This is a genomic window from Thermomonas sp., assembly GCF_020850895.1.
Classification (GTDB): domain Bacteria; phylum Pseudomonadota; class Gammaproteobacteria; order Xanthomonadales; family Xanthomonadaceae; genus Thermomonas.
The window spans coordinates 69,581-84,190 of sequence record NZ_JADZDS010000010.1; the positions used below are offsets into that span (position 1 = coordinate 69,581).

Consider the following 14,610-nt stretch of genomic DNA (forward strand, 5'->3'; position numbering starts at 1 on the left):
GCTGGTTTTCGGAGGGGAAAAACGAAAAACCCCGCACCTTTCGATGCGGGGTTTCGAGATTCTGGCGTTGAACTTTTGCGACTTACACGCCGGATCGACCCGCACCTGTGGGCGAGGTAATGAGTACGAGTACGAGCACGCGCGCCGCCGGATCGGCGGTCGCGGAAGTTGTGGGCAGGGGCATGTGGCGCTGCAACATATTTACAGGGGAACATGCCATGATCGGGTTTGTCAACTGTTTTTTTCGCGGGCCTCCTCAGCCCCGAGGTCACTGTTCTTCGAATCGCTGAAAGCAAGCAGGATCAAGGCTTGCAGCGATCCTTCCACCATTCGCCACCGTATCCACAAGGCGCGCTCACGATGCCCGACTACCGCTCGAAGACTTCCACCCATGGCCGCAACATGGCCGGCGCCCGCGCGCTCTGGCGCGCCACCGGCATGACGGATTCCGACTTCCACAAGCCCATCATCGCGATTGCCAATTCCTTCACCCAATTCGTGCCCGGGCATGTGCACCTGAAGGACATGGGGCAGTTGGTCGCGCGCGAAATCGAGCGCGTCGGTGGCGTGGCCAAGGAGTTCAACACGATTGCGGTGGACGACGGCATCGCCATGGGCCACGACGGCATGTTGTATTCGCTGCCCAGCCGCGAACTGATCGCCGACGCGGTGGAATACATGGTCAATGCGCACTGCGCCGACGCGCTGGTGTGCATCTCCAATTGCGACAAGATCACCCCCGGCATGCTGATGGCGGCGCTGCGCTTGAACATCCCGGTGGTGTTCGTGTCCGGTGGGCCGATGGAGGCCGGCAAGACCGCGCTGTCACCGCGCAAGCTCGACCTGGTCGATGCCATCGTGCAGGCCACCGATGCCAGCGTCAGCGATGCCCAGCTGGATGCGGTGGAGCGCAGCGCCTGCCCGACCTGCGGCTCGTGCAGTGGCATGTTCACCGCCAATTCGATGAATTGCCTGACCGAAGCATTGGGCCTGTCCTTGCCCGGCAACGGCACTACGCTGGCCACCCACGCCGACCGCGAAGCCTTGTTCAAGCAGGCCGGGGTGACCGCGGTGGAGCTGTGCCATCGCTGGTATGGCGCCGGTGATGCCAGTGCGTTGCCGCGTGGCATCGCCACCTTCGAAGCCTTTGAAAACGCGATGATGCTGGATATCGCCATGGGCGGTTCCACCAACACCATCCTGCATCTGCTGGCCGCCGCGCAGGAAGCAGGCGTGGACTTCACCCTGCGTGACATCGACCGGCTGTCGCGCAAGGTTCCGCAGTTGTGCAAGGTGGCACCCAACAGCGAGACGTACCACATCGAAGACGTGCATCGCGCTGGCGGGATCATGGCGATCCTCGGCGAGTTGGCGCGCGGCGGATTGCTGCATGCCGGAACCGCGACCGTGCATGCAAAGACGCTGGGTGAAGCCATCGCGCGCTGGGACATCACCCAGACCATCGATGCCAAGGTGCACGAGTTCTACAAGGCCGGGCCCGCCGGCATCCCCACCCAAGTGGCTTTCAGCCAGGCCACGCGCTGGCCGTCGCTGGATACCGACCGCGCCGCGGGCTGCGTCCGCGACATGGCGCACGCCTATTCGCAGGAAGGTGGATTGGCGGTGCTGTACGGCAATCTCGCCGAGGATGGCTGCGTGGTGAAAACCGCCGGCGTGGATGCATCCATCCATGTGTTCGAAGGTCGGGCGCGGGTGTACGAAAGCCAGGACGCGGCGGTGGCAGGAATCCTGGGTGATGAAGTGCAGGCCGGCGATGTGGTGGTGATCCGCTACGAAGGCCCCAAGGGTGGGCCGGGGATGCAGGAGATGCTGTATCCCACCAGTTACCTGAAATCCAAAGGCCTGGGCAAGGCCTGCGCGCTGCTGACGGATGGGCGTTTTTCCGGCGGCACGTCGGGACTGTCGATCGGGCACGCATCGCCGGAGGCGGCGGCCGGCGGAGCGATTGGCTTGGTACAGGACGGTGACCGCATCCGCATTGATATCCCGCAGCGTTCCATCGAGCTGCTGGTGGCCGATGACGTGCTCGCCGCACGTCGCCTCGCCCAGGACGCGCAAGGCTGGAAGCCCGCGCGGCCGCGGGCGCGCAGGGTGAGTGCAGCACTCAAGGCCTATGCCCTGCTGGCCACCAGCGCCGACAAGGGCGCAGTGCGGAATCTGGCGCTGTTGGAGCCGTGATGGAAGGGCGTGCAGAATTCCGTGTCAACGGAGCAGCCCTCAGCGCCGCAGTGCGGCATCAAGGTCCGCCAGCCGCTGCGGCGTGCCGACGTCGGTCCAGCGGCCTCGGTGGTGCTGGCCGCTGACGGCGCCACGCGCCATCGCCGCGCGCAGCAGTGGCGCGAGCTTGAAGCGGGGTGGCGTTTCGTCGGCTCCCGGTGCGGCCGCAATCATGTTGCGCCAGTTGTCGAGTAGCCCGTGCCGATACACGCCGATGCCTGCGAAGGTCAGTCGATGTGCGCCGTCCGACTGCACGCTGCCATCTCCTGCAAGTGCGAAATCGCCACTTGGGTTGTGTTCCGGGTTGTCCACCAGCACCAGATGCGCATCGCCCTGCGGTTCACGGGGCAAGCTGGTGTAGTCGAGATTGCTCCAGATATCGCCGTTGACGGCGATGAAGGGCGCATCGCCGAGCAGATGGCGTGCGTGCCACATGCCGCCGCCGGTTTCCAGCGGTCGGGGACCTTCGTGGGAATAGTGGATGTGCAGACCCCAGCGCGTGCCATCGCCCAGCACGTCCGGGAATTGCTCGGCAAGCCACGAGGTGTTGATGACGACGTGTTCGACGCCGAGGGCTGCGAACTTGTCCAGGTGCCAGACGATCAGCGGCTTGCCGGCCACGCGCAGCAAGGGCTTCGGTGTGGTGTCGGTCAGCGGCCGCATCCGCTCGCCGAGGCCGGCGGCGAAGATCAGCGCGTTCATGCGCCGCTGCCGGGCTTCATGCGGGAATAGGTCGGCAGCACGCGGGTGTTGATCAGGTGTGCCAGACCGGCCAGCTCCGGGTAGCGCGGCATCACCGCAGCGAGATAGCCGAAGAAACGCGACACGTCGCCGAGGTAATGCAACTTGCCGTCACGATGGTACAGGCGGGCGAAGATGCCGATGACCTTGAGGTGGCGCTGCACGCCAATCAGGTCGGCATCGCGACGGAAGCGTGCGTGATCGGGCACCGGCAGGCCGCAGGCCTCGGCACGTGCGTGGTAGTGGTCCAGCCATTCCCCGACCTGCGCCTCGGGCCAACTCAGGAAGGCGTCCTTGTAGAGGCTGACGACGTCATAGGCGATCGGCCCGCGCACCGCGTCCTGGAAATCCAGCACCGCCGGCCCGCCCTTCACCGGCATCAGGTTGCGCGGCATGAAGTCGCGATGCACCAGGACTTGCGGTTGCGCCAGCGCGGATTCGATCAGGAAGCGGTAGCAGGCCTCCAGCGTGTCGCGTTCGGACGGCGTCAGCGCCAGTCCGAGGTGGCGACCGCAGAACCAATCGTCGAACAGACGCAATTCGCGCGCCAGCATGGCGGCGTCGTAGGTCGGCAGGTCGGCGGGAGGCGGGATTTGCTGCAGGTTGAGCAATTGGTCCAGCGCGGCGTCGAACATCTCATCGGCGTTGCCGCTGTTGACGGTCTGCAGGTAGGTCCAGGGCCCGAGGTCTTCCAGCAACAGGAAGCCGGCCTCGACATCGCGTGCCAGCACCTGCGGCACCCGCACATCGCCGGCCTCCAGCAGGTCACGCAGGCGCAACCACGGGCGTACGTCTTCCTTGTCCGTTGGCGAATCCATCACGATCCGCGCCACCCCGCTGCCGGAGCTGCGCCAGTAACTGCGGAAGCCGGCATCGGTGGATGCGCGGTCAAGGCTGGCCTGCGGGTCGTCGAGCGCGGCACGGGCCCAGGCCAGGCGCTGTGCGGCGCGTGGATCGTCGATTTCGGGAATGGCGGTCATCCCCACAGGGTAAACTCCCACCCTGCATTCAGCGAGTCCTGTGGAAAGGGCTGAACAACGCCATTCAGTCGTTGTCAGCCCACGCCGAGCCCGGTCAAGGCCCGGATTCGGCTCACACGAATCGATCACCTGCATGATTGATTCGTGGCCAGCCATCCTTGTTGTTACAAGCGTGGCTGGCGGGAATCCCTGAACGCGTCATCGATTCCCTAGCGAGGTGTGCGTGGCGAAGTTGCAAGCTGTCCTGTTGTCCGGCGGTTCCGGCACGCGGCTCTGGCCGCTGTCGCGCGAGGCCTACCCGAAGCAATTCCTGCCGCTGGCGGGGGATGCCACCATGCTGCAGGACACCTGGCAGCGGGTGGCGGCGATCGCCGACAGCGCGCCGATCGTGGTCGCCGGCGAGGAGCATCGCTTCCTGGTGGCCGAACAACTGCGCCAGATCGGTGCGCCGGTGCCGTCCATCCTGCTTGAGCCCGTCGGTCGCAATACCGCCCCGGCGATCGCGGCGGCGGCGCTGCAGGCGATGGCCAGCGGCGAGGATCCGCTGTTGCTGGTACTGCCGTCCGATCATGTGGTGCGTGATCCCGAGGCCTTTCGCGCTGCCGTGCAGGCGGCCAGCCCTGCGGCGGAGGCTGGCGCACTGGTGACCTTCGGGATCGTGCCGAGCGCGCCGGAAACCGGCTTCGGCTACATCCAGGCAGGCGCTGGCGAGGGCGTGCGCAAGGTGCTGCGCTTCGTCGAGAAGCCCGACGCTGCCACCGCGCAACAGTATCTGGACGCCGGTGATTTCTTCTGGAACAGCGGCATGTTCCTGCTGCGCGCCTCGCGCTACCTGGAGGAATTGCGACGCTTCCGGCCTGAGATCGCCGACGCGGTGCGCAAGGCCTTCGATGCGGCGGCCCGCGACGGTGATTTCATCCGTCTCGACAAGGCCGCGTTTGCCCAGTGCCCGTCCGACTCCATCGACTACGCGGTGATGGAAAACACCGACGCGGCGATGGTGCTGCCGGTGGACTTCGGCTGGAGCGACGTCGGTTCGTGGTCGTCGCTGTGGGGCGTGAGCGCGCAGGACGCCAGCGGCAATGCCTGTCGCGGCGAAGTCATCGCGGTCGATAGCCGCAACAGCTATGCCTGGTCGCAGCGGATGGTCGCGCTGGTCGGCGTGGACGACATCGTGGTGGTGGAAACCGCCGATGCGGTGTTGGTGGCGCGCAAGGATCGGGTCCAGCAGGTCAAGGACGTGGTGGCGCAGCTGAAGGCGCAGCAACGCTCGCAGGCGGTGTTGCACCGCGAAGTCCATCGTCCCTGGGGCAGTTACGACTCGGTCGATGTCGGCAGTTGTTTCCAGGTCAAGCGGATCAAGGTCAAGCCCGGTGCGCGGCTGTCCCTGCAGTCGCATCGGCATCGCGCCGAGCACTGGGTGGTGGTCAGCGGCACCGCGCGGGTGACCCGCAACGATGAGGTCTTCGACCTGTGCGCCAACCAGTCGGCCTATATCCCGATCGGGGCCACCCACCGGCTGGAGAATCCCGGCCACGAGGTGCTGGAACTGATCGAAGTGCAGTCCGGCGATTACCTGGGCGAAGACGACATCGTCCGTTACGAAGACCAGTACGGGCGCGCTTGAGCGTTGCCATTCGTGGGTCATGGGCATGATGCGCCGGGCGCAGCGTGCCGCCGAATTTGATCTGGAGTCCAAGCAATCGATGGAACGCAATCCCTACCTGCCGCCCGAGGCGGACGTCCACGACATCGCCCGCGGCGACTGCTGGCGTGAATCCGGCGGTACCGTCTACGTTGCGCGCGGCAGCGACCTGCCGCAGCGTTGCGTCAAATGCAACACGCTGCTGGTCCAGCGGCCGAAGCGCAAGACCTACTACTGGCATGCGTCCGGTTGGTACCTGCTGATCCTGCTGAACATCATCCTCTATGCGATCGCCGCGATGATTGCGCGCAAGAAGATCGAGATTTCAGCGGGGCTGTGCGACCAACATCGCAAGCGCCGATGGCTCAAGGTGGGGTCCGCGCTGGGCCTGTTCGTCCTGATGTTCGTGGCTGGCGTGGTGATGTTCGGTGGCGAAACCTCGGGGATTTCGGTGGCCTGTTTCGCCGGCTCGGTGGTCGCCTTTGTGGCGGGCGTGATCTTCGCGCGGGTCATCTATCCGGTCGAAATCACCGAACGCGGTGGCCGCTTCAAGGGCTGCGGTCCGGAGTTCCTGGCTTCGCTGGCCGCGGTCACCCGCGGGAATCGCTGATGCGGAGTCGTTGATTCGGGGTCATGCAGCCCCTGGCTCACACGAATCAATCACTTGCGTGATCGATTCGTGGCCAGCCATCCTTGGCTGGCAGGAACCTCTGAATTGTTCGGAGCTTCCCCAAATCCGACCTGAAGTCGCATCGGCAGCACCGGGCTGGCGTGGAACTTCCACATGCCTCGGCCTGTCTGCGATTGACTTGCGAATGCGAATCGATATTATTTGTGCGGCGCGCGGGATCGCGATAGGTTCGCCTCGCGATTGCCCGCTACCCATGCAGGCTCTTGCCAATTCCAAGGAAATCGCGTGTCCTCCATCCGCCTTGTCCCAGTACGAGTGATCGCTGCCTTCGCCATGCTCTATGCCATGTTGCTGGCGTTGCCTGCCTTCGCTGCACAGTCTTCGACACCCGCGCAAACGGACCTGGGCGTGCTCGTGGTGACGTCGGATCGCGGCTTCCTCGGCAACGCCGAAATCGGGGATGCCTTCGCGGCATTCGCGCAGGGCCGCAATGCCGAATTGCTGTATGTCACCGACGGCCGCAGCGAGGCCGTGCTGGATGCCAGGCTGAAGGCGTTGCGCGAGCGGGGCGCACGCGCGGTCGCCGTGCTGCCGCTGTTTGTCTCCACGCAGGAAGCCCGCTGGCAACTGGCCTAGGGCTGGTTGCAGGCGCGCAAGGCGCAGGGCCTGGCCTTGCTGATGGCCAAACCCTACGGCGCCTCCTATCTGGCGGTCGAGGACCTGTCGGCGCGGCTGCGCGATACGCACACCGATGCGCAGCGCCTGTTGTTGGTGGGGTATGGCGCCGGCAGTCCGGGCGCGGCGGAAACGATGCGTGCCGAACTGCGCCGGATGGGCGCGGTTGCCAGCACCCTGCCTGCCGATGCCATTGATGCGGTGGTGTATCCGGAGCGCGGTGCGCAGGAATCGGCGGTGTTGCGCAGCCGCTTCACCGATGCGGTCAAGGCGGCACACGGTGCCGTGATCGTGCCGGTCGGGTTCACGCCGCGTGCCGACACGATGATGGATTTCAATGGGTGGTTCGCTTCCGATGTGCCCGCCGATGCCACCCTGGTGGCTTCACCGCAGGCAACCACTGATGCCTTGACGCAATGGATGCAACGGGCAGCGGCACAGGTCGCACTGCAGCAGGCAACAGTCGATCCTGCGCAATTCGGCGTGGTGGTGCTGACCCATGGCACGGACTGGTTCTGGAATGACGCCATTGAACAGGCGCTGGCGCCGCTGGCGTCCCGGCAGCCGATGGCATTTGCCTTTTCGATGGCTGATCCGCCAACGATCGAGCGTGCCGTGCGCGAGTTGGAACATGCGAATGCACGGGCGGTCGTGGTCGTGCGAGCCTTTGGCATGGCCGATTCGTTCCGCAGCGACGTGGATCGAATGCTCGGACTCGATGTGGAAAGCGGTGCCGCGCCGCCGGCACACAGCGACCACGCGATGGGCGGGATGGCTGGAATGCACGGCATGGGCGGCATGGACATGGGACACCACGGCGCCAGTGCGGGCATTGCGGCGGCGCCGCGAATTCGTTCTGCGCTGCCGATGGTGACGGTGGGCGGTGTCGACGCTGACCCGCTGTTCGCCAGGGCGCTGCTGGCCAATGCCCGCAGCGTGTCCACCGCCCCGGTCAAGGAGACCATCATCCTGACCGCGCATGGACAGGGCGATGACGCCGCCAACCAGCGTTGGCTGGACCTGCTGAACAGCTTGGCCAGCCAGATGCGCGCCATCGGCGGTGATCATTTCCGTGCCATTCGCGTGGCTACCTGGCGTGAGGACTGGCCGGACAAGAACAAGATCGCCGTGGCCCAGGTGCGCGCGATGGTGGAAGAGGCCGGTCGTGATGGTGGCCGCGCCCTGATCGTGCCGGCCCGGATCAATGGGCGTGGCGCCGCCGACCGCTATCTGGCCGGGCTGGCGTTCGGCTGGGGCCAGGGCTTCGTGCAGACGCCATATTTTGCGCAGTGGGTCGAACAGGAAATCGGCAAGGGTGTTGATGCGTTGCACGCACCGGTGCCCGCCGTACCGGCGGCCGCCCCCGAAGACGAAGGCAAGCCGCATGCGCACCATTGACGGCGGCCAAGCTCAGGCGAGGCCACGCGCGGCGGAGTCAGTGGACGCGCAATACGCGTAGGTATGTCGTGGCCGTCGTGCTTACAATCGGACGTTTACCCGGTTGATGCCCGACATGATCCGCGCCTCCTCGTTTTCCCGCGAACAATTGCTTGCCAGTGCCCGTGGCGAACTGTTCCCGACCAGCACCGCCCGTTTGCCCGCCGATCCAATGCTGATGTTCGATCGCATCGTCGAGATCAATGACGATGGTGGAAGCCATGGCAAGGGCTTCGTGCGCGCCGAGCTGGACATTCATCCGGACCTGTGGTTCTTCCAGTGCCACTTCCTGGGCGACCCGGTGATGCCAGGCTGTCTTGGGCTGGATGCGATGTGGCAGCTGGTCGGGTTCTACCTGACCTGGCTGGGCTCGCCCGGCCGCGGCCGCGCGCTGGGCTGCGGCGAGGTCAAGTTCACCGGCCAGGTGTTGCCCAGCGCCCGCAAGGTCAGCTATGAAATCGACATCACCCGCGTCATCAACCGCAAATTGGTGGTGGCCCAGGCCGATGCACGCACCTTGGTCGATGGCGAGGTGATCTATACCGCCAAGGACCTGCGCGTGGGCTTGTTCGAATCGAGTTCGGGAGGTTGATCATGCGTCGCGTCGCCATCACCGGAATGGGCATCACCTCCTGCCTCGGCAATGACCTCGACAGCGTTTCCAATGCGCTCCGCGCGGGGCGTTCGGGGATTCGGCTGCTGCCCGAGGCGGTCGAGGCCGGCCTGCGCAGCCAGGTCGGCGGCGCGGTCGATCTTGACCTCGATGCGGTCGTCGACCGCAAGCTCAAGCGCTTCATGAGCGATGCCGCCGCCTACAGCTATGTGGCGATGCGGGATGCCATCGCCGATGCCGGCTTGTCCGATGAGCAGGTCAGCGATCCGCGCACCGGCCTGATCGCCGGCTCGGGCGGCGGTTCCAGCCACTGGCAGGTGGAAACCGCCGATCTCCTGCGTGCACGCGGCGTGCGCAAGGTCGGCCCGTACATGGTGCCGCGCACGATGTGTTCGACCGTGTCGGCCAACCTCGCCACCGCGTTCAAGATCCGCGGCCTGAGCTATTCGATCAGTGCCGCCTGTGCAACCTCCGCGCACTGCATCGGCGCGGCCGCCGACCTGATCCGCCACGGCGCCCAGGACATCATGTTTGCCGGTGGTGGCGAAGACCTGCACTGGACCATGACGGTGATGTTCGACGCCATGGGTGCGCTCTCCACGGGCAGCAATGAAACCCCCGAAAAGGCCTCGCGCCCGTATGACGCCGGCCGCGATGGCTTCGTGATCGCCAGTGGCGGTGGCATCCTGGTACTGGAGGACTGGGACCACGCGGTCGCACGCGGCGCGCGCATCCATGCCGAACTGATCGGCTATGGCGTCACCAGCGATGGTGCCGACATGGTGGCGCCCAGTGGCGAGGGTGCGGTGCGTTGCATGCGCATGGCGCTGGAGGGCGTGGACCGTCCGGTCGATTACCTCAATACCCACGGCACCTCGACCCCACTGGGCGACATCACCGAGCTCAACGCCGTGCGCGAGGTGTTCGGTGACGCGGTGCCGCCGCTGTCCTCGACCAAGGCCCTGTCCGGCCATTCGCTGGGCGCGGCCAGCGTGCACGAGGCGATCTACTGCCTGCTGATGCTGCGTGACGGCTTCATCGCCGGTTCGGCCAATATCGAGACCCTCGATCCGGGCGCGGAAGGCTTCCCGATCGCGCGGGAAAGCCGCGATGCCAAGCTCGACGTGGTGATGTCCAACAGCTTCGGCTTCGGCGGCACCAACGGCACCCTGGTGTTCGCACGGGCACGAATTGCTTCGCCTTGAGGTCCACCCGGGGGCGGGATTCAAGCCGCCGGGTCCGGGTTGGTTGCCACCAGGCGTTCGGCCAGTTCCACCGCTGCGTCGAAATTCGGCACCCGATGCACGCCAGCAACGTCATCGCCGACGTCCATTTGTGCCAATACCCGCGCTGGTTGGCTTTGCAGTCCCGAGAAGATCAGGGTGATGCCGCGGCGCCGGCAGCGCGCGATCATTCCGCGCAGTGCATGCACGCCACTGGCGTCGATCATTGGCACCAGACGCAGGCGCAGGATGAAGACCTTGGGGGGCGAAATGAGGCGATCGGGCAGGTCATCAAGCCTGCCTGACGTCCCGAAGAACAGCGGTCCGTTGATTTGGAATGCCTCGGTGCCACGCGGCAGGCGTGAACGCTGGAGGGCGTCGTCTGGATCCTCTGGCGTTTCGCTTCCAAGGACCTGCACGCCGGACGACACCTCGACGGCCTCGGCCATGCGGAACATGAACACGAATGCTGCCACCACGATGCCAACCTCGATAGCCAGCGTCAGGTCGAAGGCCACGGTTAGGCCGAACGTGAGCAGCAGGACCAGGCGATCGCCCTTGGGGGCCGACAGCGTGCGCCGGAATGCTTCGACCTCGCTGATGTTCCACGCCACCATCAACAGGATCGCCGCCAAGGCTGCCAGCGGAACGTAACGCATCACTGGTGCCAAGGCGAATATGAACACCAGCAGCAGGACGGCGTGCAGCATACCTGCCACCGGCGTGCTGCCACCGGCACGGATGTTTGTGGCGGTGCGCGCGATGGCTCCCGTGGCCGGCAGCCCACCGAACAGGGCCGAGCCGACGTTGGCCGCACCTTGGGCGATCAACTCGGCATTGGAACGGTGGCGACGGCCGGTCATGCCGTCGGCAACCACGGCCGATAGCAAAGATTCCACGCCGGCAAGGAAGGCAATGGTGAACGCGCTGGGCAGCAGTTCGCGGGTGCGCTCCAGTGGGATGTGCGGAATGTCGAATGCCGGAAGTGCGGCAGGCAATGTGCCGAAGCGGGTGCCGATGGTTTCCACCGGAAGCGACAGTGCGAAGGCACCCAGCGTGCACGTCAGGAGTGCGAACAGGAAGCCCGGCCAGTTCGGTCGCCAGCGCCGCAGCGCGAGGATGGTCGCCAGACCGAGTGCCGTGAGTGCGATCGCCGCCGGCTGCGCGCTGCCGATATGGTCGAAGTAGGCCCGCCAGCGCGCCAGGAATTCACCCGGCACGGGACCCATCTGCAGCCCCAGCGCATCCTTGACCTGGCTGGAAAAGATGCTGACGGCAATGCCGGCGGTGAAGCCGGTGATCACTGGCTGCGGCATGAACTTCATCAACGCGCCCAAGCGCAGCAGCCCGGCAGCGATCAGCATCAGGCCGGCGAGCAGGGTGCACAGGATCATCCCGCCATAGCCGAAATTCTGGATGACCGTGAACACGACCGGTATGAAGGCCGCGGTCGGGCCGCCGATCTGTACCCGGGAACCACCCAGCGCGGAGATCAGGAAACCGGCGATGATCGCCGTGTGCAGGCCCTTTTCTGGTGGGGCACCGCTGGCGATCGACAGCGCCATCGCCAGCGGCAATGCCACGACCGCCACCGTCAGCCCGGCAATGGCGTCGTTGCGAAATGTGCCCAGCGAATAACCCTCGCGCAGCACCGTCACCAGTTTGGGTTCGAACTGCTGCAGCACTGTGCCGGAAACTGGATGGCGGGATGCGGACATCACTGCGGTGCTTTCAGTCGCACTCCGCGCCCGCGCCCTTGTCCGGGTTGGTCGTTGCCGATCAATTCGACGCCAGCCTCGTCCAGCGCCGCAGCGACCCGGGCCAGGGTGGCCACGACTCCGCGCACGTGCTCGTCGCGACTGGCCTCCATGCGCTGGATCGTCGGCAGTGAGACCCCAGCCATTCCGGCCAGAGTGCGTTGGTCGATGCCGAGCAGGGCGCGCGCGGCGCGCAGTTGGGAGGCAGAGATCATTCTGCGATTGCAGCAGACAGTCACTCACAGTTCAAGTAAAAAACGTCAACAATGATGCGTCTGACATCATCACAATCGCAGTGGCTTTGCCCGGGCGGAGCCGTTGCAGTTGCGGAATCGTGGCCCTGCGCTTCGATTCACCACTCAAGATCGACCAGTGCCGCAACGACCGCATCAGGCTGCTGCATCCAACCGTAGTGGTCGGCGCGCACGTTCAGCTGTCGGGCATCCAGTGTCTTCAGGTCGATCCGGGCCTGCGGCAGTTTGTCGGCCAGGTGGCGCAGTGCGGCCATCGGACCCAGCCAGTCATCAGCGAAGGCGATCCCGCGCATGTGGCCCGCATAGCGGGCCATGCCAGCTTCAAGGTCTGCATCGAAACCGCTGGGGCGATAGTGCCCTGACAGCCCGCTGCGCGCCCAATCGGCCATTACCCTGGCAGCTTCGTTGCCGCCAAACCCGATCCGACGGCCGGGCAAGTGGCCAACAAGGCGCGCAAGCCAGGGCAGGAAGCGATATGCCAGCGGCAACCACCAGCGCTTGCCCTGCGGGAAGCAGCGCCAGTACGGTGTGCCGCTGGCGACAACCCAGAGCGCAGCTGCGGCATGCGGATCAAGGCCGATCCGGCAGCAGGCGAGTTGGCCGCCGAGACTATGGCCGCCGAGGATTCGCCGTGACGTCGATGCCAGTGCATCAGCCGCGGCTTCGCTGGCGTGGATGTCGTCCAGCAATTCGCGGTAGCCCCAGTCGCAGCCACGGCTTGCGCGTGCATTGCTGCTTCCGTGGCCGCGCCATTCGTGCACGAAGACGGCGACGCCGCGTGCGGCCAGCGCGTCGGCAAACGGCAGGTAATGGCGTGCCGAAACGCCGAGTGCGGGCAGCCACAACAGGCGTGCGCACGTGCGATCAGGTAATCGCGCCTGCAGCACGAAGCGGTGGCCATCCGCGGCAGTGACCGGCAGTTCAGCCGCGCGCGTTGCGTCCATTCGGGCTGGGGTTACAGCAGCGCCTCGGATGCGAAGTCGGCCAAGCGTGAACGTTCGCCGCGGCGCAGGGTGACGTGGGCGCTGTGCTCCCAGTGCTTGAAGCGATCCACGGCGTAGGTCAGGCCCGAGGTGGTCTCGGTCAGGTAGGGCGTGTCGATCTGCTGCACGTTGCCGAGGCAGACGATCTTGGTGCCCGGGCCGGCGCGGGTGATCAGGGTCTTCATCTGCTTGGGCGAGAGGTTCTGGGCCTCGTCGAGGATCAGGAAGCGCGACAGGAAGGTGCGCCCGCGCATGAAGTTCATCGAACGGATCTTGATCCGCGAAGCGAGCAGGTCATTGGTCGCGGCGCGGCCCCAGCTGCCGCCATCCTGGTTATGGGTCAGCACTTCGAGGTTGTCGGTCAAGGCGCCCATCCACGGGGTCATCTTTTCCTCCTCGGTGCCGGGCAGGAAGCCGATGTCCTCGCCGACGCTGACGGTGGCGCGGGTCATCACGATCTCGCGGTAGCGCTGCACGTCCATGGTCTGCGCCAAGCCAGCAGCGAGCGTCAGCAGGGTCTTGCCGGTGCCTGCGGTGCCGAGCAGGGTGACGAAATCGATCTCCGGGTCCATCAACGCGTTGAGCGCGAAGTTCTGCTCGCGGTTGCGCGCATTGATGCCCCAGACCGCATGCTGGCTGTGGCGGAAGTCATCGACGATCTGCAAGGTCACCTTGTCGTCATTGAGCTTCACCACTTTCAGCTCGGACTGCTCGTCACCGGGCAGGAAAGCGAATTGGTTGGGATGCCAGTCTTCACCGTCGACGCGGGTGATCTCGTAACAGGTGCGTCCTTTCTCGGTCCACGAGCGCAGGTCCTTGCCGTGCCGTTCCCAGAAGTCTTCCGGCAGCGGTGTTGCGCCGGTGTAGAGCAGGTTGAAATCGTCCAGCGCGCGGTCGTTTTCATAATCCTCGCTGGCGATCCCGGCGATCGAGGCCTTGATCCGCAGGTTGATGTCCTTGGACACGAACACCACCGGCGCGCCCGGATCGGATTCCTTCAGCGCGAGGATCGCGCCGAGGATGTGGTTGTCCGGGATGACCGTGCCGAAGCGCTTGCCGGCATCGAAATTCGCGGTCTGGAAGCGCAGCAGGCCGACGCTGTCGGCATTGCGCAGGCGCAGGCCCTGCGGCCGCAGCAGCTGCACGCCGTGGGTGACGTCGGTGCTGCCGTGGGCCTCGATCAATTCGTTGAGGAAGCGGCTGACCTGGCGGGCGTTGCGGCTGGCCTCGCTGGTGCCCTTCTTGCCGTTGTCCAACTCCTCCATCACCTGCATCGGCAGGTACACATCGTGTTCCTCGAACTTGAACAGCGCGGTCGGGTCGTGCATCAGCACATTGGTGTCGAGGACGTAGATGCGTTTGCCGTGGGTCATGCGGGTGGCCTTGGTGTGGATTCCGTGGATGGGAGCGTGGTCGCTTGACCGTGCCTGCCG

Annotated in this window: 13 protein-coding genes; 7 read left to right on the forward strand and 6 right to left on the reverse strand. The window is 65.5% G+C overall.

The window, feature by feature from the left end:
- Positions 1-360 precede the first annotated feature (360 nt).
- A complete protein-coding gene (gene ilvD, locus IT472_RS01225) occupies positions 361-2,199 on the forward strand; it encodes a dihydroxy-acid dehydratase (protein WP_297177168.1) in 1,839 nt (612 codons plus the stop codon).
- 39 nt (positions 2,200-2,238) lie between these two features.
- Here ilvD and murU read toward each other — a convergent pair whose 3' ends face one another.
- Positions 2,239-2,940 carry an N-acetylmuramate alpha-1-phosphate uridylyltransferase MurU gene (gene murU / locus IT472_RS01230; RefSeq protein ID WP_297177171.1) on the reverse strand — a complete coding sequence of 234 codons (702 nt, stop codon included), beginning with the start codon at positions 2,938-2,940 and terminating at the stop codon, positions 2,239-2,241.
- Positions 2,937-3,959 carry a phosphotransferase gene (locus IT472_RS01235; protein ID WP_297177174.1) on the reverse strand — a complete coding sequence of 341 codons (1,023 nt, stop codon included), beginning with the start codon at positions 3,957-3,959 and terminating at the stop codon, positions 2,937-2,939. The genes murU and IT472_RS01235 overlap by 4 nt, the downstream gene beginning before the upstream one ends.
- 223 nt (positions 3,960-4,182) lie before the next feature.
- On the opposite strand from IT472_RS01235, the gene IT472_RS01240 reads away from it, so the two are divergent.
- The 6 genes from IT472_RS01240 to fabB all read left to right on the forward strand — a co-directional run bounded on the left by IT472_RS01240 (position 4,183) and on the right by fabB (position 10,165).
- Positions 4,183-5,586 (forward strand): mannose-1-phosphate guanylyltransferase/mannose-6-phosphate isomerase, encoded by a 1,404-nt coding sequence (locus tag IT472_RS01240; RefSeq protein WP_297177177.1) that lies wholly within the window; start codon positions 4,183-4,185, stop codon positions 5,584-5,586.
- Between the two features lie 19 nt (positions 5,587-5,605).
- The gene (locus IT472_RS01245; RefSeq protein WP_297177180.1) at positions 5,606-6,214 is read left to right on the forward strand and encodes a hypothetical protein; all 609 of its coding nucleotides are present in this window, start codon (positions 5,606-5,608) and stop codon (positions 6,212-6,214) included.
- 306 nt (positions 6,215-6,520) lie between these two features.
- On the forward strand, positions 6,521-6,871 hold the full coding sequence (locus IT472_RS01250; protein WP_297177183.1) for a hypothetical protein: 351 nt from the start codon (positions 6,521-6,523) through the stop codon (positions 6,869-6,871).
- 6 nt (positions 6,872-6,877) lie between these two features.
- Positions 6,878-8,308 (forward strand): hypothetical protein, encoded by a 1,431-nt coding sequence (locus IT472_RS01255; protein ID WP_297177186.1) that lies wholly within the window; start codon positions 6,878-6,880, stop codon positions 8,306-8,308.
- 115 nt (positions 8,309-8,423) lie between these two features.
- Complete coding sequence (gene fabA, locus IT472_RS01260) at positions 8,424-8,939, forward strand: 3-hydroxyacyl-[acyl-carrier-protein] dehydratase FabA (RefSeq protein ID WP_297177238.1); 516 nt, start codon at positions 8,424-8,426, stop codon at positions 8,937-8,939.
- Positions 8,940-8,941: 2 nt separating this feature from the next.
- Positions 8,942-10,165 carry a beta-ketoacyl-ACP synthase I gene (gene fabB, locus IT472_RS01265; RefSeq protein ID WP_297177189.1) on the forward strand — a complete coding sequence of 408 codons (1,224 nt, stop codon included), beginning with the start codon at positions 8,942-8,944 and terminating at the stop codon, positions 10,163-10,165.
- A 20-nt stretch (positions 10,166-10,185) separates the two neighbouring features.
- Here the strand turns inward: fabB and IT472_RS01270 are convergent, their stop codons facing one another.
- The 4 genes from IT472_RS01270 to IT472_RS01285 all read right to left on the reverse strand — a co-directional run bounded on the left by IT472_RS01270 (position 10,186) and on the right by IT472_RS01285 (position 14,550).
- Entirely contained in the window at positions 10,186-11,901 is a 1,716-nt protein-coding gene (locus IT472_RS01270; RefSeq protein WP_297177192.1) for a SulP family inorganic anion transporter, read from the reverse strand.
- The gene (locus tag IT472_RS01275) at positions 11,901-12,155 is read right to left on the reverse strand and encodes a helix-turn-helix domain-containing protein (protein WP_297177195.1); all 255 of its coding nucleotides are present in this window, start codon (positions 12,153-12,155) and stop codon (positions 11,901-11,903) included. The genes IT472_RS01270 and IT472_RS01275 overlap by 1 nt, the downstream gene beginning before the upstream one ends.
- Before the next feature lie 137 nt (positions 12,156-12,292).
- The gene (locus IT472_RS01280; RefSeq protein ID WP_297177198.1) at positions 12,293-13,138 is read right to left on the reverse strand and encodes an alpha/beta fold hydrolase; all 846 of its coding nucleotides are present in this window, start codon (positions 13,136-13,138) and stop codon (positions 12,293-12,295) included.
- A gap of 11 nt (positions 13,139-13,149) precedes the next feature.
- Positions 13,150-14,550 (reverse strand): PhoH family protein, encoded by a 1,401-nt coding sequence (locus IT472_RS01285; RefSeq protein WP_297177201.1) that lies wholly within the window; start codon positions 14,548-14,550, stop codon positions 13,150-13,152.
- Positions 14,551-14,610 lie beyond the last annotated feature (60 nt).